The following is a 24419-nucleotide window of genomic DNA, read 5'->3' as shown; positions in this document are numbered from 1 at the left end:
CTCAGACTCCTCTCATCTACCGCGGGGACAGTCAATGACATGACGGACTTCCCTCAGACTCCGCCCCAGTCCTCCCCTTGGCCCCCGTTCCCGACCCAGCCCCCCGAGCCCCAGCACCGTCGTGCGCGGCGACCCGTCGCTCTGATCGTGGCCGTCGCGATCGCGGCGGCGGCCATCGGCGGCGGGGCGGCCACCCTGTTGGAGGGAGTCACCGGCCAGCAGAGCACCCCAGAGAGCCAGGGGGTGCGCGGCACCACCGTGTCCACCAGCAGTGCGGGCACCGTGGCCGGTGTCGCACAGGCCGTGTCCCCGAGCATCGTCGAGATCTCCGCGAACACGGGGGCCGGCGCGTCCACCGGTTCGGGCGTGATCATCTCCGAGAGCGGTGAGGTCGTCACGAACAACCACGTGGTCGCCGGTGCCGATGCGGTCAAGGTGCGGCTCAGCGACGGCAAGACCTACACCGCCCAGGTGAACGGCACCGACGCCAGCAAGGACCTCGCGCTGATCAAGATCCAGGGGGCGAGCGGCCTCAAGCCCGCGGCCCTCGGTGACTCCAGCAAGCTCAAGGTCGGCGAGGAGGTGGTGGCGATCGGCTCCCCCGAGGGTCTGACCGGGACCGTGACCAGCGGTATCGTCTCCGCGCTCGACCGGGATGTCACCGTCGCGAAGGAGCGCGAGAGCCAGCAGCAGGAGTGGCCGTTCGAGTTCGGCGGCCGGGAGTTCAACGGCGACACCGGTGATTCCAGGACCACGTACAAGGCCATCCAGACGGACGCCTCGCTCAACCCCGGCAACTCGGGCGGGGCGCTGATCAACATGCGCGGCGAGATCATCGGCATCAACTCGGCCATGTACGCGCCGAGCGCGGCGAACGGTTCCGCGGCCGGCAGTGTCGGGCTCGGCTTCGCGATTCCCGTGAACACCATGAAGGGCGTACTGGACGACCTGCGGTCCGGCGCGACCATCTGAGTGCGTGCAAGGCTGACCCCATGACGACCCCCCGTGCAGGCGAACGCATCCTCATCGTCGACGACGAGCCGGCCGTTCGCGAGGCTCTGCAACGCTCCCTCGCCTTCGAGGGGTACGGCACCGAAGTGGCCGTCGACGGGCTCGACGCGCTGGCGAAGACGGAGTCGTACGCACCCGACCTCATCGTCCTCGACATCCAGATGCCGAGGATGGACGGGCTGACGGCCGCGCGTCGCATCCGCGGGGCCGGATCGACCGTGCCGATCCTGATGCTGACCGCAAGGGACACCGTCGGCGACCGGGTGACGGGGCTGGACGCCGGCGCTGACGACTATCTGGTGAAGCCGTTCGAGTTGGACGAACTCTTCGCCCGCATCCGTGCACTGCTGCGGCGCAGCTCCTACCAGGCCCCGGCCGACGCCGACCAGGACGCGGACCGTGACGTGCTGTACTTCGCCGATCTGCGGATGGATCTGGCGACCCGCGAGGTGTACCGGGGCAACCGCCCGGTGGATCTGACGCGCACCGAGTTCACCCTGTTGGAACTCCTGCTGGCCCACCCCCGGCAGGTGCTCACCCGGGAGCAGATCCTCAAGTCCGTCTGGGGCTTCGACTTCGAGCCCAGCTCCAACTCTCTGGACGTGTACGTGATGTATCTACGGCGGAAGACCGAGGCCGGGGGCGAGCCGCGGCTCGTGCACACCGTGCGCGGGGTCGGGTACGTGCTGCGGGCCGGCGGCGGTGAGACGTGACCTCGCTGGTCGACCGCCTCCATTTCCATGGACTGGCGCTCAGATCCCGGCTCGCGCTGCTGGTGGCCACCGCCGTCGCGATCGCCGTGGCGGCGGTTTCGGTCGCGTGCTGGCTGCTGACCCGGGCCCAGTTGAACGACGAGTTGAACACCACGCTGGAGAACACCGTCGCATCGGAGGGTTCGGTGCAGGCGGCGTGGAACCAGTGCTTCAGCAAGAGCAGCGCCACCGAGGAGTACCCGCGTTTCGCGTACCTCCAGATCATCGATGCGGCGGGCAACCGCTGTGTGGCATCGGGTTCCAAGGCGGTCAAGATCAAATCGCCGGACATCGCCGTGGCCGGGGGACTGCGCGAGAGCACCCTCCACGACAGCACCACGGACGACGGGGAAGCCGTGCGCGTCCACACCACCGCGCAGGCGTTGCGCGGCCAGGGAGTGGTGGTCGCGGTCTCGGTGTCCCGGCCGCTGGATGAGATCAGCACCTCGCTGAACCGGCTCGCCCTCCTCCTCACCGGCCTGGCGGGCATCGGTGTGCTCGGCGCGGGTGCGGCCGGGCTGTGGGTGGCGCGTGCAGGGCTGCGACCGGTGGACCAGCTCACCGACGCGGTCGAGCACGTGGCCCGCACGGAAGACCTGACCGTGCGCATTCCGGTCGAGGGGGAGGACGAGATCGCCCGGCTGTCGCGGTCGTTCAACTCGATGACCGCCGCACTCGCCTCCTCGCGCGACCGTCAAGCCCGGCTGATCGGGGACGCGGGCCATGAACTGCGTACCCCGTTGACCTCGTTGCGGACGAACATCGAACTGCTGGCGCGCAGCGAACAGACCGGTCGGGAGATCCCGCCGGCGGACCGTCGGGCGCTGATGGCCTCGGTGAAGGCGCAGATGTCGGAGTTGGCGGCGCTGATCGGCGACCTTCAGGAGTTGTCGCGTCCCGATGCCGTGCAGAGCGGTCCGCTGACGGTGGTGGCGTTGCACGAGATCGTGGAATCCGCCCTGGGACGGGCCCGGCTGCGCGGTCCCGAGTTGTCGTTCGAGACCCGGTTGAGCCCTTGGTACGTCCGGGCGGAGCCGGCGGCGCTGGAACGGGCGATCGTCAACGTCCTGGACAACGCGGTGAAGTTCTCGCCGCCGGGCGGGACCGTGGACGTGGGTCTGACCGCGGGCGTGCTGACCGTACGGGACCACGGTCCGGGCGTGAGTGCGGAGGAGTTGCCGCACGTCTTCGACCGGTTCTGGCGCTCGCCTTCGGCGCGGGCCCTGCCGGGGTCGGGGCTCGGGTTGTCGATCGTGGCCCGCACCGTGCAGCAGGCGGGCGGCGAGGTCGAACTGCGTCCGGCACCGGGGGGCGGGACGAAGGCAGTGATCCGGCTGCCGGGTGCCTCCCACCCGCCGCCGCCCCTGGACTGATCACCACCACGGTTTGAAGCTTTTGGGGCTGTTCTCGGTTCAGTCTCCCGAAAAGTCTCACAGGGAGCGTCAGTGAAACCATGGAGGCATGAGATTCGTGCTGGAAGTGGATGTGGATGGATTCGCGAGCGCCGAAGAGAAGGCCAAGGAGTTGGGCCGGATCTTGCGGTACTGGGCCGGGAACCTCTCTCACTACGCCTTGCTGCCGGGTGACGGCGCGGTGGTGAGCGATTCGGAGTACCGCGAGGTCGGCGGCTGGAGCATCAGGGAGTGAGCCCGGCAGCGAACGGGAACCCCGGCTGACCGGCCGACCGGCGGATCGTTCGGCCGGAGCGAGCACCTTGCGGACGGTTTCGTCGCCGGTCGGCGAGCAGCTGGACCGCGAGCGGCGTTACGGCGGTGGCGAGCTAGTGAAGCCATCTTCAGGGCAACCCCTGGAACCGCTACTAGACATTACCAAGTACTGGCCTTAACTTAATACCGTGACATCGACACCAGACCCCCAACTCCTCAAGGGAGTCCTGTCGCTCCTGCTGCTGCGGCTCCTCGCCGAACGAGAGTCCTACGGCTACGAACTGGTACAGCGCCTGCGAGTGACCGGACTGACGGACATCGCGGACGGCACCGTGTACCCGGCACTGGCGCGACTGGAGAGGGAGGGCCGGGTCAGCGCCCGACTGGTCGCATCCCGTTCGGGCCCCGCGCGCAAGTACTACCGCCCCACCGAGGAGGGGTACCGGGCACTGGCCGAAGGAGCGCGCAACTGGCTTTCCCTGGCCGAACTGGTCACCCCGGTGCTGTCCCGTCCCGCACCCGCCGAACCCGCCCCGCCCGCCGAGGAGAGCTGACATGAACCGCATGAGTGACTCAGAGCTGACCCGGGCCGACCGGCTGCGCATCGAACGCGCCGTGTGGGCTCTCAACTCCCACCTCGGCGACCTGCCCATCCGGTCCAAGCGCGCCAGGCGACGCGAGACACGGGCCAACCTCCACGCCGCGGCGGCTGACATCGGCGCAATCGAGGCGGTCCGCGGGCTGGGCGACCTGCGCAGCCACGCCGCCGGCTATTTGGCCGCGGAGTACGGGGAGCACGGTCCGCGGCCCTCCTACACCATGGGCACCATCTGGCTGATCATGGTGCATGTGGTCGCGGGGCTCCTCGCGGTGGGCGGGAAGGCCGCCTTCACCGCCGGCGTCCGTGCCGCCAAACCCCATGCCACCGGGGACTTCCAGTGGCCCGGTGTGCACTATGTGATCAACGAGGCCACCATCACCTTCCGCGATGGCGCGACGGGCGCCATGGTCGGCGGTTCATGGACCCCGCTCGTCTACTTGCTTTCAGCGATCGCCTTCGTCGTCGGCGGACAGCTGTGGCGACTACTGCCGCAGTGGCGAAGCCGGTACTCCCAGGCCGCACCCCAGGAGTGAGTCCGACCAGGACGCCTGGCCCGCCCCGGAGTGGGGCGGGCCAGGCCCCGGCCCGAATCGCCACCCTGGCTGCCTCGCCCGAACTGCTCCTGCTCGACGAGCCCACCGGTCGACGTCCCCGGCCGGCTCCGGCTGAATGCCCTCTCCCTCGAACCGGGCGGGCGACTGCTGTTCACCGGCCCTGGTGGAGGAGTTGGAGGCAGCGCTCATCGGCTACGACGGGACGCTGGTCGTCGTCACCCACGACCGGCGGCTGCGCGATTCCTTCAGCGGGCAGCGGCTCGAACTGACCGCTGCCGTGCCGACCGTGCAGCCCTGACGGCACGGAGAAGGGGGCGGCGGGCCCCTCCCGGGCCCACCGCCCCCTTCCGTCATCCGGACTGCGAGACATCCGGACCACTGCCCGTCCGGACTACCGCACTTCGGGACTACTGCACTTCACGATGCTCCGGCCGGCGACTACTGCACGACCGTGATGCGGCCGAGCGCCGGGGGCGTCAGCGGGGTCGCCGGAGTGGAGTTCGCCGTGAAGTAGTCGAGCAGTACGTCGAGGTCGGACGCACCGACCAGCTTGTTGGTGTGCTCCTTCAGGACGGAGAAGCCGTCACCGCCACCGGTGAGGAACTCGTTCATCGCCACCCGGTAGGTCTTGGCCGGGTCTATCGGCTCGCCGTTCAGCTTGATCGAGCCGACGACGATCCGGTCCGCGCCGGCCTTCGTCAGATCCAGCGTGTAGGTGAAGCCCTTGGACACCTGGAGGATCCTCGGGGACGCCAGGTTGGTGCCGCTCACCTGCTGCTGAAGGGTGGTGATCAGCTGAGCGCCGGTCAGATCGACGACGTTCATCATGTTGGTGAAGGGCTGGACGGTGAACGCCTCGCCGTAGGTCACCACGCCGTCGCCTTCGGTGCCCGTGCTCTTGTGCACCAGTCCGGCCCGGATGCCGCCCGGGTTCATCAGGGCGAGTTGGGCCCCGCCCTTGTCGACGGGCGCGAGGGCCGCGAGTTGGGCGTCGGCGATCAGATTGCCCAGTGGCCGTTCATTGGTAGGCGAGTTCTCGATGTCCGCGGAGATATGTCCGACCGGACGGCTCGCGATGGGCGCCGCCAGGGTGTTCCAGCGCTGGATCAACTGGGTCATGTCGGCGGCCTTGGGGACGTCACGGGTGACGACGTGGTTGGCCGAGGTGACCGCGGTACGGACGATGTCCTTGGTGCGCCGGTCGTACGTCAGGGTGGTGTCGGTGTAGAGCCGACCGAAGGAGGCCGCCGACGTCACCGTGCGCGGCTTGCCCGCGGGGTCGGGGATGGTGCACGCGTACGCCTGGTGGGTGTGACCGGTGACCAGGGCGTCGACCTGCGGGCTGATCCGCTTGGCGATGTCCACGATCGGACCGGAGATGCCGTCACCGGGGCCCGGGCTGTCGCAGTTGTAGTTGTACGAGGTCGAAGCGGGTGCGCCGCCCTCGTGCAGCAGCGCGACGATCGACTTGACGCCCTTGCGCTCCAGGATGCGGGTGTACTTGTTGATGGCCTCGGCCTCGTCACCGAACTTCAGGCCCTTGATGCCCGCGGCGTTGACGATGTCCGGGGTGCCCTCCAGGGTCACACCGATGAAGCCGATCTTGACGCCCTTGCGCTCCCAGATGAAGTACGGGTCCAGCAGCGGACGGCCGTTCTTCTCGTGGGTGACGTTGGCGGTCAGATAGGGGAACTGGGCTCCCTTGAACTTCTTGCCGCGCTCGTAACAGCCCTCGGTGGGGTGGCAACCGCCGTTCTGGATGCGGGCCAATTCCTTGGCACCCTCGTCGAACTCGTGGTTGCCGACGGACGAGACGTCCAGTTCGAGCTTGTTCAGGGCCTCGACGATGGGCTCGTCGTGGAAGAGGCCGGAGAGCAGGGGGGTGGCACCGATGAGGTCACCGGCGGCGGCGGTGACGGAGTACGGATTGCTCTTGCGCGCCTCGCGCAGATGGGTGGCGAGGTATTCCACACCGCCCGCGTCGATGGTGCGGGTGGTGCCGTCCGGGTTGGTGTGGGTGACGCGACCGGACGAACCGGAAGGCGGCTCCAGATGGCCGTGGATGTCGTTGAAGGAGAGCAACTGGACATCCACGGTGCGGCCGTGGCCGTGGCCACCACCCTTGCCGTGCCGGTCGTCGCGTTCCTTCGCCCCCGCGGGCACGGCGGCGACCAGTGCGCCGACGGTGGTAAGCGCGGCGACCGCGGTGAGCAGGCGGCGCCGGTTCCGGTGCGGTCTCATCTGATGCGATCTTGCTGACATGTGTCCCCTTTGTCCCCTTGCGACTCGGCCGTGGCGGTACTGCTGCGAGCGGCAGCCTAGAGTCAACGCGCGTAGCGCGACAGGGGTAGAGGGTTACGAGCTGATTGCCCTTCGACGGAATCCACCCCACCGGCACCCTGTTTTCGGCCACCACAACTCGCAGCCGACCGATGCAAACAGCCGCAAAAGCCATGGACCGTCAGGGGCGGCCGGAGCCAAGGGCTCGCCTTTCCTCCCCAAGCCACTTGTCGAACACCCGGCCCAGTCCCCCATATCCCCCAAGGGGCCGAAATCCAGACAACCGTACGACGGAGTTCAACCTCTACGTGCCCGTCCCTCGTCATCCTCCACAGTGTCGGCGGGGGTCCGACCGGGACACCCGTTGAAAGCAGTGCAGGCCCGGTGCGCCGACGCTCGTCACCCCATCGCAACCCCCGTCAGGGGACGATCGAGGAGCAACGCATGACAGCACGACGGATGACACGCACCGGTGTGGTGGGTGTGATCGCGGCGGCTCTCGCCGCCACCGCCTTCACGGTCCCGGTCCAGGCCGCCGGCCACGAAATCCCGCCGACCAAGGAGCACAAGGCGCACCAGGGGCACAGCCAGACCCAACGCGCCATGGACGACCTGGTCGCCGCCGGAATCCCCGGGGTCGTCGCGGGCGCCAGGGACAAGAACGGCACCTGGCGCAGCACGTCCGGCATCGGCAACACCAAGACGGGCGCACCGCGCGGTGTCCACGACCGCTTCCGGGTCGCGAGCATCACCAAGACCTTCGTGGCCACCGTGCTGCTCCAGATGGAGTCCGAGGGCAGACTCGACCTCGACGACACGGTGGACCGCCATCTGCCCGGAGTCGTCAGGGGCAACGGCAACGACGGCCGGAAGATCACCGTGCGTCAGCTGCTGAACCACACCAGCGGACTGTTCGACTACCTCGGCGACGCCGCGTACGTGAAGAAGTACATGGAGGCCCCCGGCTTCCTCAAGCACCGCTACGACACGGTGACCCCGGACCTCGCCGTACGGACCGCCCTGTCCCACCAGCCCGACTTCCAACCCAGCGCCCGTTTCGGCTACTCCAACACCAACTACGTCCTGGCCGCGCTGATCATCGAGTCCGTCGGCGGCAAGACGTACGAGGACGAGGTCCGGGGGCGGATCATCAGACCGCTCGGGCTGCACGGCACGACCCTGCCCGAGAACACGTCCCACGTGCCGGGACCCCACAGCCGGGCCTACTCCCGGCTCTCCTTCGACCCGGCGGCGACGAAGGTCTACGACGTCACGCTCCAGAACGGCTCGCAGTCCTGGGCGGACGGCGACATCATCTCCACCACGTCCGACCTCAACCGGTTCTACAGCGCCCTGATGCGCGGCAAACTGCTGTCGAAGAAGCAGCTCAAGGCGATGAAGACGACGGTCAGTGACTCCGAGGACCCGAGGACCGGGTACGGCCTGGGCATCGCCACCTTCACCACCAGTTGCGGCGTCAAGCTCTGGGGCCACAGCGGCGGCTGGTTGGGGTCGTTGTCCCATGCCCTGACCACGGAGGACGGCAGCCACACGCTCGCCTACAACCTCAACGGCGACTGGGGCTGGTCCCCCTACATCGAGGAAGGCGAGTTCTGCGGGGTCGGCGGACCGGCGCGCGGCGCGGCGAAGCTCGACCGGGCCGCCCACCGACGGTGATCCTGATGGTGATACTCCCCACGGCCGTGGCCCCGCCCGAACGCTGAGCGGCGGCCCCGGGTAGGGCCCGGAGCAGGTGTCCGGGCCCTACCGCGCAGGTCGCGGGACCGGGCACCGCCTCGTCGCCCGGCTGAGCCCACGGCCGCCGCCGTACCCTTTTTCCATGACGACTGACGCAGTGATCCCGGAGCCAGGCCGCCAGATCCACACCCATGACGAGCTGACCCAGGAACAGGCGCAGGCCGTATCCACCCTGCTCGCCGACGCCGCGGCCACCGACGGCACCCAGGCCGTGTCCGAGCAGGGCCGACTCCAGTTGCGCGGTGGCAAGCGCGAGGGTGTGACACATCTGCTGCTCACCGTCGGCGGAGAACTGACGGGCTACGCGCAGCTGGAGGACACCGACCCCGTCGAGGCCCCGGCGGCCGAACTGGTCGTCCACCCCTCGCGCCGCGGGCGCGGCCACGGCCGGGCCCTGGGGAACGCACTGCTCGCCGCATCCGGCAAACGACTGCGGGTGTGGGCGCACGGCGGCAAGTCGGCCGCGCGGCACCTGGCCCAGGTGCTGGGGTTGACCCTCTTTCGGGAACTGCGTCAGATGCGCCGCCCCCTGACCACGCTGTCCGAGATCCCCGAGCCGGTGTTCCCGCCCGGGGTCAGCGTGCGCACCTTCGTCCCCGGACAGGACGACGCCGCCTGGCTCACCGTGAACGCAGCCGCGTTCGCCCACCACCCCGAACAGGGCTCGCTCACCCAGCGCGACCTCGACGACCGGATGAGCGAGTCCTGGTTCGACCCGCAGGGCTTCTTCCTCGCCGAACGCGGCGGTCAGCTCATCGGCTTCCACTGGACGAAGGTCCACGCCGCCGAACAGCTCGGCGAGGTGTACGTGGTCGGAGTGCTGCCCGATGCCCAGGGCGGCGGCCTCGGCAAGGCGCTCACCGCCACCGGTCTGCGCCATCTCGCCGCGCAGCAACTGCCGACGGCGATGCTGTACGTGGACGCCGACAACACGGCCGCGGTGCAGGTGTACGAGCGGCTGGGCTTCACCACGCACGAGGTGGACCTGATGTACCGCACGGAGTCCTAGAGCCTCGCGCTGTGGAGTCCTAGAGCCTCGCGCTGTGGCCCTACCCCGGTGGGGTAGGGCCACAGCCGTTCCGGGCCGGACCCCCGACCGGGCGGGTCCGCTGTTGTCACCGGGCGTCACCATGTCCCCCGCCCGAGCGAACCCTTCACCCGCGCCCGGGCCCGTACCCCACCCTCGGGAAACCGGCCCGAACGCCCCACGACGAGAGCCGTTCACCCCCCGTCCCAGCCCCAGCAAGCACCTGGTGGGCCCCTCACCGGCCCCCACAGGCCACCCAGGCGTCACTCGGCATTCAGAATCCCCTGGGACCCTCGACCCCATGCAGCACCCCGCGTCTGACTCCGTACGCTCTGTGCCGTCACCGCCGGCCGGGAGAATCCACCTCATCTCGGTCCGCTCCGACGCGCCTGACGCGCCTTTCACGCGGAAGAATGGGTTCATGAGTCAGCAGCCTGCCGATGCCTCGGTCCAGCACCCCCAGCCGTCCGTCGGTTCGATAGCCGCGCACCGACCGCACACCGTCGCAGCGACGGTCTCCGATCTGGAGCCCGACCTCGACGCGGACCTCGACGGCTATGAAGAGGACGATCGCACCGGCTCCGGGGACGAACTGCCGCAAGGACGGTTCCTGGACCGGGAGCGAAGCTGGCTGGCCTTCAACGAACGCGTACTGGAACTGGCCGAGGACCCGGCGACCCCGCTACTCGAACGGGCTAACTTCCTCGCCATCTTCGCGTCGAACCTCGACGAGTTCTTCATGGTCCGGGTCGCCGGCCTCAAGCGCCGCATCGCCACCGGCGTCGCCACCCGCTCCGCGTCCGGGCTCCAGCCCCGTGAGGTCCTCGACCTCATCTGGACCCGCTCCCGCGAACTGATGGCCCGGCACGCCGCCACCTTCCAGCAGGACGTCTCCCCCGCCCTGGCGGACGAGGGCATCCATCTGATCCGGTGGCCCGATCTGACCGAGAAAGAGCAGGCCCGCCTCTTCACCCTGTTCCGGCACCAGATCTTCCCCGTGCTGACCCCGCTGGCGGTGGACCCGGCGCACCCGTTCCCGTACATCTCCGGACTGTCGCTGAACCTCGCCGTCGTCGTCCGCAATCCGGTCAGCGGGCACCGGCACTTCGCCCGCGTGAAGGTGCCGCCGCTGCTCTCGCGCTTCCTGGAGGCGTCCCCCCAGCGGTACGTGCCGCTGGAGGACGTCATCGCGGCCCATCTGGAGGAGCTCTTCCCCGGCATGGAGGTGCTGGCGCACCACATGTTCCGCGTGACCAGGAACGAGGACCTGGAGGTCGAGGAGGACGACGCGGAGAACCTGCTCCAGGCGCTGGAGAAGGAACTGATGCGGCGCCGCTTCGGCCCTCCGGTGCGGCTGGAGGTCGAGGAGTCCATCGACCCGTACGTCCTGGACCTCCTGGTCCGTGAGCTCAAGATCACCGACGCCGAGGTCTATCCGCTGCCCGGCCCGCTGGACCTCACCGGACTGTTCGGCATCGCCGCACAGGACCGGCCCGAGTTGAAGTACCAGAAGTTCATCGCGGGCACCCACCGGGACCTGGCCGAGGTCGAATCGTCCTCCGCACCCGACATATTCATGGCGCTGCGCGAACGGGACGTGCTGCTGCACCACCCGTACGACAGTTTCTCCACCTCCGTACAGGCGTTTCTGGAGCAGGCCGCCGCGGACCCCGACGTACTGGCGATCAAGCAGACCCTGTACCGGACCTCCGGCGACTCCCCCATAGTCGACGCGCTCATCGACGCGGCCGAATCCGGCAAGCAGGTGCTGGTCCTCGTCGAGATCAAGGCCCGCTTCGACGAGCAGGCCAACATCAAGTGGGCGCGGAAGCTGGAGGAGTCGGGCTGCCACGTCGTCTACGGGCTCGTCGGCCTGAAGACGCACTGCAAGCTCTCGCTGGTGGTGCGTCAAGAAGGTGACATCCTGCGGCGCTACTCCCACGTCGGCACCGGCAACTACCACCCCAAGACCGCACGGCTCTACGAGGACCTGGGGCTGCTGACGGCCGACCCGCAGGTCGGCGCCGACCTGTCCGACCTGTTCAACCGGCTCTCCGGGTACTCACGCCGCGAGACCTACCGCCGACTGCTGGTCGCCCCCAAGTCACTGCGCGACGGACTGGTCTCACGGATAAACAAGGAGGCCGCGCACCACCGCGCCGGCCGGCCCGCCTATGTCCGCATCAAGGTCAACTCCATGGTGGACGAGGCCATCATCGACGCCTGCTACCGGGCTTCGATGGCCGGCGTCCCGGTGGACATATGGGTGCGGGGCATCTGCGCCATCCGTCCCGGGGTCGAGGGCCTCTCCGAGAACATCCGCGTGCGGTCGGTCCTCGGTCGGTTCCTGGAGCACTCCCGCCTCTTCGCCTTCGGCAACGGCGGCGAGCCCGAAGTGTGGCTCGGCAGCGCGGACATGATGCACCGCAACCTCGACCGCCGGATCGAAGCACTGGTACGGGTCACCGACCCGGCCCACCGGGCGGCCCTCACCCGGTTCATGGAGAGCGGTATGTCCGACTCCGTCTCGTCCTGGCACCTGGGACCTGATGGTGCGTGGACCCGGCACTCCACGGACGCGGAAGGACAGCCGTTGAAGCATGTCCAGGAGATGTTGATCGATGCGCGGAGGCGCAGGCGTGCCAAGAATTGAATCGACCCCGGCCCCCCGGCCCGCGCCCGTGGACCGTGCGTCCACGGACCGGGAGGCCCCGGGGGGCCACCTCCTCGCCGCGTATCTCCATGAGCACGCGGGGGACTTCTTGCGCGGGCTGCGTCTGTACGGGGAGCGCGGCGCCGAAGCCGCGGGCGCGGCCGGGACCGCACGGGCCGCCCAGTCGCTGCGGACGGCGGCCCGCCGCATCGGGGGCACCCTGCACACCTTCCGCCCGCTCCTGGACGTGGAGTGGGCCGACGGACTCCGTACGGAACTGGCCTGGATCTCCGGCACGCTGGCGCAGGAACACGCTTGTACGGCACGGCTGGAGCGGCTGCTCGGGGCGCTGGGCCGACTGTCGGGCACCGCATCCGCCGGCCCTGCTGGTGCTGCTGGTGGTCCTTCCGGACGGACCGCCCCCGGCGACCGCCCCGGGGCGGGGCAGATCCGTGCACTCTCCCCGGACGAAGCGGTACCGGCCCCGCGCAGTCGGGCACAGCCAGCGGCGGGTACGGGAACGCTCGCGGTGGGCGCGGCCCGGGCCGCTGCCCTGTTGGAGCGTCAACTGACCCTGGCCAGGACCCGGGCGCACTCCACCACGCTCCAGGCGCTCGGTTCGGCGCGGCTCCACGCGGTGGCCGACGCGGTGGCGCTGCTCGCCTCCGAACTCCCGCTGGGCCCCGCGGCCAAGACCCACCGCAACGGCAGCCCGGGACTGTTGACCGGTCCCGGCTCCCTCGATGTGCTGACGGGCATGGCACAGTCGGCCGAGGAGCGGTTGGTGCAGGCGGTCGCCCTCTTGCCGCTGGCCCGAGCCGGCCACCCGTACAACGCCGATGCACTGGTCAACGATCTGGCAGCGACGTCGACCGAGGACGCCCAGGACGCCCCGTGGCACCGGGTCCGGGTGCTGCTGCGACTGCACCGGTACGCGGCCGAAGTGCTGGAGCCTTCGACGACCGGGGCACCGGCCGACCGGGGACTCGTACCGCCGCTGCACCGCGCCGGTCTGCTGCTGGACCTCCACCGCGATGCGGCCGAGGCGGCCGGCGTGGCAGCCGCAGCGGCCCGTACGCCGCGCATCGCGCCGGCGACCGCGTATGCGCTCGGAGTGCTCCACGCCGACCAGCGCCATGAGGTGGAGGCGGCCCGGTTCGCCTTCCACCAGGTCTGGCAGAAGTCCCGCCCGATGGAGGTGAGCCGATGACGAACGGACCGATCGAGAGCAGGCAGCTCGAAGACCCCCCGGGGGAGCCGGCGGCGGACGCGCCCGTACCGGTGCTGGCGGCCGGATGCGTCCTGTGGCGGCGCCCGGAAGCCGGTTCCTCAGCCGGTCAGGCGGAGCCGGGCGACCTGGAGATCTGTCTGGTGCACCGCCCTAAATACGATGATTGGTCGCATCCCAAGGGCAAGCTCAAACGCGGCGAGGACGCGTTGGCCGGGGCGCTGCGCGAGGTCAAGGAGGAGACCGGACGCGACTGCACGCCCGGGATCGAACTGCCCACGGCGCACTACCTCGTCGACGGGCACCCCAAGGAGGTCCGCTACTGGGCCGCTGAGGCGCGCGGGGGATCTTTCGCGGCGAATCACGAGGTCGACCGGGTGGCCTGGCTCGCTCCGGACGCGGCCCGCGCCCGCCTCACCCAGGAACGGGATCGCGAGGTGCTGGACGCCCTCCTGGCGACCGCGCCCTGACAGCCCGGCCAATCTAGGGTCGCGGTGCTCCCCAGAGCCGGGCGAGCAGGGTGGTGAGCGCGTCCGTCACCGACTCCTCCGAGGCTTCGGGGTGATCGAGCGCCCAGCGGTCGAGCGCGTCGAAGATCCCGCGGGTGGCGGTGGCGACCAGCGGGGCGTCCGGCTCGGGGTCGATCACCCCGATCCGCAGACCGTTGGCGACCAGCAGACCGATCCAGTCCTCACCGGCGTCCTCGTCCTCGTGGCCCCCGCCCGCGCGCTGCTGTTCGGCGAGGACAGCCCTGTCGTCCGGGTGCTCGCGCAACTGGGCCCGCAGCCGCCGGGCACCGGTCGTCAACTGCTCCCACAGCCCGTCCGCTCCGGTGACCTCCGTCCAGGGGCCGAGCGCTGCGAGCGTCCGCTGTGCGGCGTCCGCGACGACCTCCCCGAACAGATCGTCCTTGCCGTCGAAGTAGTGGTAGGCGGACGTCTTGGAGATGTTGGCCTCGGCGATGATCTGGTTGAACGAGGCCGCGGCCTTGCCGTCGCGGGCGAAGTGGGCGCGGGCAACACCGAGGATGGCCGCCCGGGTGTCGGCCGGGAGCCGGTGGTAGCGGGGCAGGGGCATGGGTTCCCTAGGGCTGGTGGGCGAGCGGGGCGGCCGACCGCGGACGGACGAGCAGCCGATTGATCCGGACCGTCATGATCCAGTGTGCCGCCCACAGGACGAGGGCGACCGCGCCCCCCAGGTATCCGGCCGCTCCCGGGAAAAGGGAGAGGATCTGCGCGGCGCACCAGCCGTATCCGACGACCGCCCAGCGCCGGACCGCCGTGGGCGGGGTGGCGGGGTCTGCGGCGAGCGAGGCCGCGACGTTGCGGACGATGAAGAAGTCCTCGGTGAAGTTGTAGGGGATCGCGAACATCCACCACACGGAGGCGGGGGTGGCGCGCCTCGCGGCCGGTGGCAGCAGTGTCAGCGTCCGTTGCAGCGAGCGGCAGTAGAGCGCGACAAGCCCGAAGAAGACGGCGATGGTCAGCACCGCTCCCAGCGGCCCCTGGTTCTCGATCTCCCCGAGGATGCCGCGTCCCCAGCCGGGAGCCCAGAGCGGATACGTCAGCAGGACCGTGACCAGGGCAGTGCCCACAACCTTCAGAATGATGGTACGCATAGGCAGAGCGTACTACTAGTACACCCTTATGGTTCACGCCCGATCGGGTGATCACCCACCCGAGTGTTTCCGGCGCTTCGCCGGCGTGCGCGCGCTACTTTGCGTGAAGGGCCCGGCCGCAGGCGCACACCCTCGTCCGCCCGGTCCAGGACCGGGCGGACGGGGCAGGACCGCCGGCTGCGCCCATCGCAGGGGGAAGGGCGTCAGGGAAGGTGAGCAGGGTGGGGCATCAGGCAGACGGAGCAATCACCCGCGCCGGAACGACGGGGACCGGCGGGCACGGGCAGTTCCGCGCCCATGCCGCGCCCCACCCGGACAACCGACGGGCACGCACCGCGATACCGCCCGTTCGAGCGGACCGCACCCCCCTCGGCATCTGAGGGCCCCGCCACCGGCCTCCCGCTCAACACCCCTGTTCACAGCAGGGATACGGACGCTCCCGTCCCACTCCGGTGCGGCATCGCTGGGCCGGGCACCCAGCCGCCGGACACGGTTCACCTGCTGTTCACTCACCCCCATGGGCGGCTTCACCTGATCTGCCTAATTTCGGTCTTACGCGGTACCCGGCAACAGCCGGCGCACTCCCACCCCCGACATGCGCCGCCAGGCGAACACCCGACAACGGTCGGCACCCCGGCGGACTCTGGAAGGAACACCCGAAAGTGAAGCTTCAGCGCAAGACCGGGCTTCGCGCCACGGCGCTCGGCGCCCTCGCCGTGTCCGGCGCCCTGGTCCTCACCGCGTGTGGTTCGGACGACAACTCCGGCAGCACGGGCGGCACCAGCGGCCAGACCAGCGCGGCGTCGAACATCGCCTGCGACGGCGCCCAGGGCAAGCTCCTCGCCTCCGGTTCCAGCGCGCAGAAGAACGCCATGGACCTCTGGGTCAAGAACTACATGGCGGCCTGCTCGGGCGTGGAGATCAACTACAAGTCCTCGTCGTCCGGTGAGGGCATCGTCGCCTTCAACCAGGGCACGGTCGGCTTCGCCGGCTCCGACTCCGCGCTGAAGCCGGAAGAAGTCGCCGAGTCCAAGAAGACCTGCCAGAGCGGGCAGGGCATCAACCTGCCGATGGTCGGCGGACCCGTAGCCCTCGGCTACAACCTCTCCGGCGTCGACGATCTGACCCTGGACGCCCCCACCATCGCCAAGATCTTCAACGGCAAGATCAAGAAGTGGAACGACCCGGCGATCGCCAAGCTGAACGAGGGCGCGTCCCTCCCGGACAAGGCGATCCAGGCGTTCCACCGTTCCGAGGACTCCGGCACCACGCAGAACCTGGGCAAGTACCTCGGCGCGACGGCCGCGAGCGACTGGCCCTACGAGGCCGAGAAGAAGTGGCCCGCCCCCGGCGGCCAGGCCGCCTCCGGCTCCTCCGGCGTCGCGGCGCAGGTCAAGCAGGTGGACGGCGCGATCGGCTACTTCGAGCTCTCGTACGCCACCTCGCAGTCCATCCCGACCGTCCAGATCGACACCGGTGCCGCCGCCCCGGTCCAGGCCACCTCCGCGAACGCCTCCAAGGCCATCGCCGCCGCCAAGGTCAAGGGCACCGGCAAGGACCTCGCCCTGGAACTCGACTACGCGACCAAGGCGGACGGCGCGTACCCGATCGTCCTGGTGACCTATGAGGTCGTCTGTGACACGGGCAACAAGCCCGAGACGCTGGGCACGGTCAAGTCCTTCCTCGGCTACGCGGCCAGCGACGAGGGCCAGCAGGTCCTGTCCGGCGCCGGCTACGCCCCGATCCCCGCCGAGATCAACGCCAAGGTGCGCGAGACCGTCGCGGGCCTGAAGTAGTCACCGCCCGGGGAGCACGGTCCGGTACGGCGCCCGCCCGGCGCCGACGCCCGAACCACCCGAAGCGACTCCGCCCCGACCGGTGGCCGACCACCACCGGTCGGGCGGTCCAGCCCCCAGCAGCCCCGGAGCCCCACGAGAACATGAGCGCCCCGGAACCCCCACGAAGACACGGACCGTCCCGGAGCCCTCGCGAGAACCGCGAGCAGCACCCGCCCACCAACCCATCCGGTGCACCGCCGCCAGGGGAGCCCCACCCGGCGACTCCCCCACACAGACCGGAAAGACCATGGCATCGACGACACCCATAGACACACCTCCACCACCCCTCGCCCCGATCGCCCCGCTCGACGCGAAGAGCGGCTCCACCGGGCGGGCGGGCGACAAGATCTTCCTCGGCCTTTCCCGCGGCTCGGGCATCCTGCTGCTGGTCGTCATGGCGTCGATCGCCGCGTTCCTGACCTACCGCGCGGCCATCGCCATCTCGCAGGACGAGGGCAACTTCCTCACGACCTTCGACTGGAACCCGGCCGGGAACCCGCCCGTGTTCGGCATCGCGGTCCTCCTCTTCGGCACCGTCGTCAGCTCGCTGATCGCGATGGCGATCGCCGTACCGATCGCGGTCGGCATCGCCCTGTTCATCTCCCACTACGCGCCGCGCCGACTCGCCGGCCCCCTCTCGTACGTGGTCGATCTGCTGGCCGCCGTGCCGTCGATCATCTACGGCATCTGGGGCGCCCTGTTCCTCGTCCCGTACCTCGAAGGACTGAACCTCTGGCTGGACGACTTCTTCGGCTGGACGTACCTCTTCGAGAAGACCGAGGTCGGAGTCGCCCGCTCGCTGTTCACCGTGGGCATCCTGCTGGCGATCATGATCCTTCCGATCGTGACCAGCGTCAGCCGGGAGGTCTTCCTCCAGGTTCCGCGGATGAACGAGGAGGCCGCGCTCGCCCTGGGTGCGACCCGTTGGGAAGTCATCCGGATGTCCGTCCTCCCCTTCGGTCGCTCCGGCGTGATCTCCGCCTCGATGCTGGGACTCGGCCGGGCGCTCGGCGAAACGATGGCGGTGGCCACCGTCCTCTCCCCGAGCTTCGTGATCTCGCTCCATCTGCTGAACCCGGGCGGCGGCACCTTCGCCCAGAACATCGCGGCCAAGTTCGATGAGGCCAATGAACTCGGCCGGGATGCGCTGATCGCGTCCGGCCTGGTGCTGTTCGTCCTGACCCTGCTGGTCAACGGCGCGGCCCGGCTGATCATCGCCCGCCGCAAGGAGTACTCGGGGGCCAACGCATGAGCCAGACCGCCGTCAGGGAACGACCCACCAGCCCCGTCCCGCCCCGGCCGGACAGCCTCAACGGTCGCAAGCTGCCCCGCTGGGCACCGCTCGGATTCGCCGTCGCCGCCACCGCCCTGGGCTGTGGTCTCGGCGCACTCGCCGGCTGGCAGAGCAAGATCCAATGGGGTCTGGTCTCCGCCCTGTTCTTCCTGGCCCTCTCCTATACGACGACCTCCCTGGTGGAGAACCGCCGCCAGGCCAAGGACCGGCTGGCCACCAGCATCGTCTGGGTGTGCTTCATCCTGGCCGTCGTACCGCTGTTCTCGCTGATCTGGGTGACCGTCAGCCGAGGGGTGAAGGTCCTCGACGGGTACTTCCTCACCCACTCCATGGCGGGCGTCCCCGGCTTCGAAGCGGGCGGCGGCGTCTACCACGCCATCGTCGGCACCCTCCAGCAGGTCGGACTCGCCACCCTGGTCTCCGTACCGATCGGACTGCTGACCGCCGTCTACCTCGTCGAGTACGGGGGCGGGGCGCTGGCCAAGGCCGTCACCTTCTTCGTCGACGTGATGACCGGCATCCCCTCCATCGTGGCGGGCCTCTTCCTCCTCTCGGTCATGCTGATGTTCGAGCTCAGCCCGTCCGGGCTGATGGGCGCACTGGCGCTGGCGATCCTGATGCTGCCCGTCGTGGTGCGCTCCACCGAAGAGATGCTCAAGCTCGTGCCGAACGAGTTGCGCGAGGCGTCGCTGGCCCTGGGCGTGCCCAAGTGGCGGACGATCCTGAAGGTCGTCATCCCGACCGCCCTCGGCGGGATCACCACGGGCGTGATGCTCGCGATCGCCCGGATCGCAGGCGAGACCGCCCCGATCATGCTGCTGGTCTTCGGCAGCCAACTGATCAACACCAATCCGTTCGAAGGTGCGCAGTCCTCGCTTCCGTTCTACATCTGGGAGCAGTACCGGGTCGGCAGCGAGGCGTCGTACGACCGCGCCTGGGCCGCCGCACTGGTCCTGATCGCCTTCGTCATGCTCCTCAACCTGGTGGCCCGCGGCATCGCCCGCTGGAAGGCACCGAAGACCGGCCGCTGAGCGGCCCACGGGAAGTGATCACAAAGATGGCCAAGCGAATCGACGTCAGCGGACTGACCGCCTACTACGGCTCCCACAAGGCGATCGAGGACATCTCGATGACCGTGGAGCCCCGCTCGGTGACGGCGTTCATCGGCCCCTCGGGCTGTGGGAAGTCCACCTTCCTGCGCACCCTGAACCGGATGCACGAGGTCACCCCCGGCGGTCGCGTCGAGGGCAAGGTGCTCCTGGACGACGAGAACCTCTACGGGGCGCAGGTGGACCCGGTCGCCGTGCGCCGCACGGTCGGCATGGTCTTCCAGCGGCCCAACCCCTTCCCCACCATGTCGATCTTCGACAATGTGGCGGCGGGCCTGCGGCTGAACGGCTCCGTCAAGAAGGGCCAGCTCCCCGACGTCGTCGAGAAGTCCCTGCGCGGCGCCAACCTCTGGAACGAGGTCAAGGACCGCCTCCACAAGCCCGGCTCGGGCCTCTCCGGCGGCCAGCAGCAGCGGCTGTGCATCGCCCGCGCGATCGCGGTCGAGCCCCAGGTGCTGCTGATGGACGAGCCCTGCTCGGCGCTCGACCCCATCTCGACACTGGCGATCGAGGATCTGATCGGCGAGCTGAAGGAGCGCTTCACGATCGTGATCGTGACGCACAACATGCAGCAGGCGGCCCGGGTCTCGGACCGGACGGCGTTCTTCAACCTGTCGGCAGTGGGCCAGCCCGGGCGGCTCATCGAAATAGACGAAACCGAGCGGATCTTCGCCAATCCATCGGTCCAGGCCACGGAGGACTACATTTCGGGCCGCTTCGGCTGAGCCCGCCCCACCGATCCGTCTCGCGGTGCTGCCTGGCGGTGCCACCGCAAGACACGGGCCCGCCCCACTCCCCGGGGCGGGCCCATCCGTGTGCCTGCTCCGGCGATGCATGGCACCCCGCCAACGGCTCAAACAACACCGGCGCTGAACGGGGGCGAGCCAGCTCCCCGACGGCTCAGGAGATCCCTCCTGCTCAGCCGAAGACCAGGTACACGACCCCGTAGCTCATCGCCGCCACCGCGGCTGCCGCCGGCATGGTGATGAACCACCCCATGACGATGTTCTTGGCCACCCCCCAGCGGACCGCGTTCACCCGCTTCGTGGCTCCGACACCCATGATCGCCGAAGTGATCACATGGGTCGTCGAGATGGGCGCGTGGAACAGGAACGCCGACCCGAACATGATCGAGGCCCCCGTCGTCTCCGCCGCGAAGCCCTGCGGTGGATCCAGTTCGATGATCTTCCGGCCGAGGGTGCGCATGATCCGCCAGCCGCCCGCGTACGTACCGAGCGACAGCATCACCGCACACGCGATCTTCACCCACACCGGGATCGCGTCGCCCTGGTCCTCCACGTCCGCGATGACCAGGGCCATCACCACGATGCCCATCGTCTTCTGAGCGTCCTGGAGGCCGTGCCCCAGGGCCATCGCCGCCGCCGAGACCGTCTGGGCGATGCGGAAGCCCCTCTTGGCCTTGTGCGGATTGGACTTCCGGAAGATCCACATGATCGCGACCATCACCAGATAGCCGGCGACCAGCCCGACGACGGGCGAGATGAACATGGGGATGACGACCTTCTCCAGCACACCGGACCAGATCACCTCCGTACCGCCGGCGAGCGCCGCGCCCACCATGCCGCCGAACAGGGCGTGCGAGGACGAGGACGGCAGACCGAAGTACCAGGTCACCAGGTTCCAGACGATCGCCCCGAGCAGCGCGGCGAAGAGGATGCCCATCCCCTTGCTGCCCTGCGGGGTGGCGATCAGGCCCTCGCTGACGGTCTTGGCGACGCCCTGGCCGAGGAACGCGCCCACCAGGTTCATCACGGCCGCCATCGCGAGGGCGGCGCGCGGCGTCAGGGCCCGGGTAGAGACGGAGGTGGCGATCGCGTTCGCCGAGTCGTGGAAGCCGTTGGTGTAGGTGAATCCGAGCGCGACACCGATGGTCACGATCAGGGCGAAGGTGTCCACGTGGTTCAGGACTCCTTGACCGCGATGGTCTCCACGGTGTTCGCCACGTGCTCGAAGGCGTCGGCCGCCTCTTCCAGCACATCCACGATCTGCTTGAGCTTCAGCACCTCCATCGCGTCGTACTTGCCGTTGAAGAGCTGTGCCAGCAACTTGCGGTGGATCTGGTCGGCCTGGTTCTCCAGCCGGTTGACCTCGATCCAGTACTCGGTGAGGTTCTCCATGGTCCGCAGGTGCGGCATCGCCTCGGCGGTCAGTTCGGCGGCACGGGCCAGTACCTCGATCTGCTGCTCCACGCCCTTCGGCAACTCCTGCACCTGGTACAGCACGACCAGGTCGACGGCCTCCTCCATGAAGTCCATGATGTCGTCGAGGGAGGACGCGAGGTTGTAGATGTCCTCACGGTCGAAGGGGGTGATGAACGAAGAGTTCAGCTGGTGGAAAATGGCATGGGTGGCGTCGTCGCCCGCGTGCTCCGCCGCCCTCATCCGTTCCGCGATCTCGGCCCGGGAAGATGCATCGGCCCCGAGCAGTTCCATCAGGAGCTTGGAGCCCGTGACGATGTTGTCCGCCGACGCGGCGAACATGTCGTAGAAGCTCGTCTCCCTGGGGGTCAGACGAAAGCGCACGTGGGGTCCTCGGGGTGCTGTGGATTCGGACAGGCTGATGCTAGGCGCATTCTTCCGGCCACGGCCAACCATCGTTCTTCAGTGTCGCCCATCGTGCACAGTGAGCATCATGGGCCCCCGACCCCCCACAGAAAGATTGGGTATCATATACCCATGAGGGGTATACAGCCCCTCGCAAGGCCGCAGCATTCGGATATGTACGGCGCGGATCAGTACGGCCAGGACCAACGGGAGGACCCGATGACGACCACCGAGGCGGCCGGCCCCCCGGTCACCGAAGCCACCCCCCTCACCGATCACGACAAGGGCGTGCACGGCTACCACCACCAGAAGGACGAGCACCTCAAGCGACTGCGCCGGATCGAGGGCCAGGTCCGCGGACTCCAGCGGATGGTCGACGAAGACGTCTACTGCATCGACATACTGACCCAGGTCTCCGCTTCCACCAAGGCCCTCCAGTCCTTCGCCCTCCAACTGCTGGAGGAGCACCTGCGCCACTGTGTCGCCGACGCGGCGGTCAAGGGCGGCAGCGAAGTGGACGCCAAGGTCGAAGAGGCCACCAAGGCGATCGCCCGACTGCTGCGCACCTGAGGCACACCACACGCCCGTCGAGCGGGACGCACTCACTCCGCCCCGAGCGCGTACCCGGATCAGGCATACGGGTCGGGGCGCACCATCGCCCCGACCCCGCCCGCGATCACCCCTGGTGGGGCGAGCGCACGGCCACCACCTTGAGCACCTCGTCGATACGGTCCGAACTGAGCCGCTCCCCATCGGCGGCCGAAGCCGCGATGATCAACTCGCCGCACAGTTCGATCTCGGCGAGGGCCACGTAGTCCTGGACCAATGTCGTACTGGGCGGAGCCACGTGCATTCACCTCTTCCTGCCGGTACCGGCTTCCTAGCGTAGGGAGTGATGCACGCGCCGCGCATGGCACGTCCGGACCATTTAGCCCCTGATCCTCCCGGCATAAATGTCACGTTCGGCCGGCAGTCGTACGACCACCGGAGACCCGAAGCCGTCCAGCACCGTGATCGACGTGACGGTGACCGTTCCGTCCCCGTTGGCGAAGGTGAAGCGGTGCCGCACCTTGCGGATGCGCCCCTCGTCGTCCAGATAGACGTCGAACGCGACCCGGTCCCCGGCGAACCCTTTCGCCGCAGCCGCCAGCGCAGGCCGCGCGGCGGGCCGCGCCACCCGGGCGGCCCGCGAGAGGTCGGCGCTCCCGCGGAAGTGCCGCACCGCCCCGCCCTCGAAGACCTTCTCCCCCAGGTACGCCACCTCTCCGGCCCCCCTCAGCAACTCGGCCGCGGTCAGCGGATCGGTCGCCCCTCCGGTCACCAGATTGCCGTCCGCCAGGGTGGACGTGTCGATGCGCACCCACTTGTCGGCGGGCACCCCGGCACCGCGGTTCTTCATGTAGAGCGCGCCCGGTGCCATCAACTCGATCACCGGACGGTGCTCCTCCGCGCCCGCGAGGTCCTCGGGGAGTGTGACCGTCAGCCGCCCCATCCCGCGGACGAAGTCGTACCCGCCCTCCCCGTTGAGCGTCACCCGCGTCCCACCGGTGGCGGTCTCCATGGAGGTGCGCGCCCGGGCGCTCCCCGCGGCCAGCAGGGCATCGGCGGCCGACCTCACCTCATCCGCCCCGGCGTCCCCCGGAGCGCGATCGGGTGCGGCGCTCCCGGACTCCTCGCCGACGGACCCGGTGGCACCCGTACCGTCGCGTTCGGCGGGCGTCCCGGTGCGGCCGGGCTGCGCCTGGCCCCCGCCGAGGTGGCCCTGCGCACTCGCCAGCCCCGGCTCGCGATCCGCACCGCTCACGTTGTCGCCGCCGCCGACGCCCTCTTTGACCGAGCAGCCACCGGTTGCGGTCACCACCGCGAGCACGGCGGCGACCGCGACCACCCCGCCGCTCCGCCCGTGCTGTCGCACCACCATCGCTGCCAACCCCCAACAACCGGAACCACTGCTTCTACTGCTTGAGAGCCCTGAAAGGCGTCCTGCGCGAGACCTCAGCCCGTCCCGCCTAACGAGTGCAGGGGTCCGCCGTCACGCGAGGACCGCCGGCGAAAGCACCCCCAGTACGGTGGTGACGTGCTCCAGCAAGACCACCCGGGCGACGGGCAGACATCCCCTCGGACGACCACCGTCGAGCGTGGTTCGTTCACCCTGGCCCACTGTGTCTGCGGCTGGACGGGTCCCGCCCGCCGCTCGCGCGACCGCGCCCGTGGCGACGCCCTGTCCCATGAGGGTGCGGTATGTGCCTCTGAGGGTGCGGCCTGTGCCTCCCCCGTCGTACCGGGTCCCGCGCCGGCACCGGAGGGCGAGAACGTATCGAGCGCCTAAAGCCGGCGAGCCCCCACCCGCCCGTCAGGGCACGGTGCAGGGCAGCATCACCGTCCCGGTCGCGAGCATCTCGATCCCCACAACCCGGTGACATCGCGCCCGCGGAGCGGAACACTCTGCCCCGACAACAGTCCAC

Annotated in this window: 24 protein-coding genes; 17 read left to right on the top strand and 7 right to left on the bottom strand. The window is 69.3% G+C overall.

Annotated elements, in window-relative coordinates:
- Nucleotides 1–39: 39 nt before the first annotated feature.
- From ABZ348_RS25930 to ABZ348_RS25900, 7 genes are all read left to right on the top strand, one after another.
- A complete protein-coding gene (locus tag ABZ348_RS25930; RefSeq protein ID WP_358936901.1) occupies nt 40–972 on the top strand; it encodes a trypsin-like peptidase domain-containing protein in 933 nt (310 codons plus the stop codon).
- 20 nt (nt 973–992) lie between these two features.
- The gene (locus ABZ348_RS25925; RefSeq protein WP_358936899.1) at nt 993–1724 is read left to right on the top strand and encodes a response regulator transcription factor; all 732 of its coding nucleotides are present in this window, start codon (nt 993–995) and stop codon (nt 1722–1724) included.
- Nucleotides 1721–3136 carry a HAMP domain-containing sensor histidine kinase gene (locus ABZ348_RS25920; protein WP_358936897.1) on the top strand — a complete coding sequence of 472 codons (1416 nt, stop codon included), beginning with the start codon at nt 1721–1723 and terminating at the stop codon, nt 3134–3136. Before ABZ348_RS25925 ends, ABZ348_RS25920 begins: the two co-directional genes overlap by 4 nt.
- 88 nt (nt 3137–3224) lie before the next feature.
- Nucleotides 3225–3410, top strand: a complete 186-nt coding sequence (locus tag ABZ348_RS25915) for a hypothetical protein (RefSeq protein ID WP_358936895.1) — start codon at nt 3225–3227, stop codon at nt 3408–3410.
- Between the two features lie 208 nt (nt 3411–3618).
- Complete coding sequence (locus ABZ348_RS25910) at nt 3619–3984, top strand: PadR family transcriptional regulator (protein ID WP_358936893.1); 366 nt, start codon at nt 3619–3621, stop codon at nt 3982–3984.
- Between the two features lies 1 nt (nt 3985).
- Nucleotides 3986–4564 carry a hypothetical protein gene (locus ABZ348_RS25905; RefSeq protein WP_358936891.1) on the top strand — a complete coding sequence of 193 codons (579 nt, stop codon included), beginning with the start codon at nt 3986–3988 and terminating at the stop codon, nt 4562–4564.
- Nucleotides 4565–4700: 136 nt separating this feature from the next.
- A complete protein-coding gene (locus ABZ348_RS25900; RefSeq protein ID WP_358937096.1) occupies nt 4701–4883 on the top strand; it encodes a hypothetical protein in 183 nt (60 codons plus the stop codon).
- 140 nt (nt 4884–5023) lie between these two features.
- On the opposite strand, the gene ABZ348_RS25895 is transcribed toward ABZ348_RS25900, so the two are convergent.
- Nucleotides 5024–6847 carry a bifunctional metallophosphatase/5'-nucleotidase gene (locus ABZ348_RS25895; RefSeq protein WP_358936890.1) on the bottom strand — a complete coding sequence of 608 codons (1824 nt, stop codon included), beginning with the start codon at nt 6845–6847 and terminating at the stop codon, nt 5024–5026.
- A gap of 462 nt (nt 6848–7309) precedes the next feature.
- Between ABZ348_RS25895 and ABZ348_RS25890 the strand changes: the two genes are divergently transcribed.
- The 5 genes from ABZ348_RS25890 to ABZ348_RS25870 all read left to right on the top strand — a co-directional run bounded on the left by ABZ348_RS25890 (nt 7310) and on the right by ABZ348_RS25870 (nt 14001).
- Nucleotides 7310–8542: a serine hydrolase domain-containing protein gene (locus ABZ348_RS25890; RefSeq protein ID WP_358936889.1), complete on the top strand. Its 1233-nt coding sequence runs from the start codon at nt 7310–7312 to the stop codon at nt 8540–8542.
- A gap of 163 nt (nt 8543–8705) precedes the next feature.
- Nucleotides 8706–9632: a mycothiol synthase gene (gene mshD, locus ABZ348_RS25885; RefSeq protein ID WP_358936888.1), complete on the top strand. Its 927-nt coding sequence runs from the start codon at nt 8706–8708 to the stop codon at nt 9630–9632.
- 439 nt (nt 9633–10071) lie between these two features.
- On the top strand, nt 10072–12303 hold the full coding sequence (locus ABZ348_RS25880) for an RNA degradosome polyphosphate kinase (RefSeq protein WP_358936886.1): 2232 nt from the start codon (nt 10072–10074) through the stop codon (nt 12301–12303).
- Nucleotides 12304–12331: 28 nt separating this feature from the next.
- The gene (locus tag ABZ348_RS25875; protein WP_358937078.1) at nt 12332–13513 is read left to right on the top strand and encodes a CHAD domain-containing protein; all 1182 of its coding nucleotides are present in this window, start codon (nt 12332–12334) and stop codon (nt 13511–13513) included.
- Nucleotides 13510–14001 carry an NUDIX hydrolase gene (locus tag ABZ348_RS25870; protein WP_358936884.1) on the top strand — a complete coding sequence of 164 codons (492 nt, stop codon included), beginning with the start codon at nt 13510–13512 and terminating at the stop codon, nt 13999–14001. The genes ABZ348_RS25875 and ABZ348_RS25870 overlap by 4 nt, the downstream gene beginning before the upstream one ends.
- Nucleotides 14002–14014: 13 nt before the next feature.
- Here ABZ348_RS25870 and ABZ348_RS25865 read toward each other — a convergent pair whose 3' ends face one another.
- Together ABZ348_RS25865 and ABZ348_RS25860 are read right to left on the bottom strand one after the other, a co-directional pair.
- Complete coding sequence (locus ABZ348_RS25865; RefSeq protein WP_358936882.1) at nt 14015–14608, bottom strand: TetR/AcrR family transcriptional regulator; 594 nt, start codon at nt 14606–14608, stop codon at nt 14015–14017.
- A 7-nt stretch (nt 14609–14615) separates the two neighbouring features.
- Nucleotides 14616–15149, bottom strand: coding sequence for a hypothetical protein (locus ABZ348_RS25860; protein ID WP_358936880.1), 534 nt, complete (start codon nt 15147–15149; stop codon nt 14616–14618).
- A gap of 662 nt (nt 15150–15811) precedes the next feature.
- Here ABZ348_RS25860 and pstS point away from each other — a divergent pair.
- The 4 genes from pstS (at nt 15812) to pstB (ending at nt 20115) form a co-directional block, all read left to right on the top strand.
- Nucleotides 15812–16945, top strand: coding sequence for a phosphate ABC transporter substrate-binding protein PstS (gene pstS / locus ABZ348_RS25855; RefSeq protein WP_358936878.1), 1134 nt, complete (start codon nt 15812–15814; stop codon nt 16943–16945).
- Nucleotides 16946–17234: 289 nt separating this feature from the next.
- On the top strand, nt 17235–18239 hold the full coding sequence (pstC, locus tag ABZ348_RS25850) for a phosphate ABC transporter permease subunit PstC (RefSeq protein WP_358936876.1): 1005 nt from the start codon (nt 17235–17237) through the stop codon (nt 18237–18239).
- Complete coding sequence (pstA, locus tag ABZ348_RS25845; protein ID WP_358936875.1) at nt 18236–19312, top strand: phosphate ABC transporter permease PstA; 1077 nt, start codon at nt 18236–18238, stop codon at nt 19310–19312. The genes pstC and pstA overlap by 4 nt, the downstream gene beginning before the upstream one ends.
- Nucleotides 19313–19338: 26 nt before the next feature.
- Nucleotides 19339–20115, top strand: a complete 777-nt coding sequence (gene pstB, locus ABZ348_RS25840) for a phosphate ABC transporter ATP-binding protein PstB (protein ID WP_329020826.1) — start codon at nt 19339–19341, stop codon at nt 20113–20115.
- A gap of 193 nt (nt 20116–20308) precedes the next feature.
- On the opposite strand, the gene ABZ348_RS25835 is transcribed toward pstB, so the two are convergent.
- Together ABZ348_RS25835 and ABZ348_RS25830 are read right to left on the bottom strand one after the other, a co-directional pair.
- Complete coding sequence (locus tag ABZ348_RS25835; RefSeq protein ID WP_358936873.1) at nt 20309–21307, bottom strand: inorganic phosphate transporter; 999 nt, start codon at nt 21305–21307, stop codon at nt 20309–20311.
- Nucleotides 21308–21312: 5 nt separating this feature from the next.
- Entirely contained in the window at nt 21313–21933 is a 621-nt protein-coding gene (locus ABZ348_RS25830) for a DUF47 family protein (RefSeq protein WP_329020832.1), read from the bottom strand.
- A 240-nt stretch (nt 21934–22173) separates the two neighbouring features.
- Here ABZ348_RS25830 and ABZ348_RS25825 point away from each other — a divergent pair, with 240 nt between their 5' ends.
- A complete protein-coding gene (locus tag ABZ348_RS25825; RefSeq protein WP_358937076.1) occupies nt 22174–22524 on the top strand; it encodes a metal-sensitive transcriptional regulator in 351 nt (116 codons plus the stop codon).
- 106 nt (nt 22525–22630) lie between these two features.
- On the opposite strand, the gene ABZ348_RS25820 is transcribed toward ABZ348_RS25825, so the two are convergent.
- Complete coding sequence (locus tag ABZ348_RS25820; protein WP_358937094.1) at nt 22631–22801, bottom strand: hypothetical protein; 171 nt, start codon at nt 22799–22801, stop codon at nt 22631–22633.
- 81 nt (nt 22802–22882) lie between these two features.
- Complete coding sequence (locus ABZ348_RS25815) at nt 22883–23875, bottom strand: hypothetical protein (RefSeq protein WP_358936871.1); 993 nt, start codon at nt 23873–23875, stop codon at nt 22883–22885.
- Nucleotides 23876–24419 lie beyond the last annotated feature (544 nt).

The organism is Streptomyces sp. NPDC005963 (genome assembly GCF_040638655.1).
Taxonomy (GTDB): Bacteria; Actinomycetota; Actinomycetes; order Streptomycetales; family Streptomycetaceae; genus Streptomyces.
Note: the sequence above shows the minus strand (reverse complement) of the source record. Positions and strands in the feature narration are given on the sequence as shown.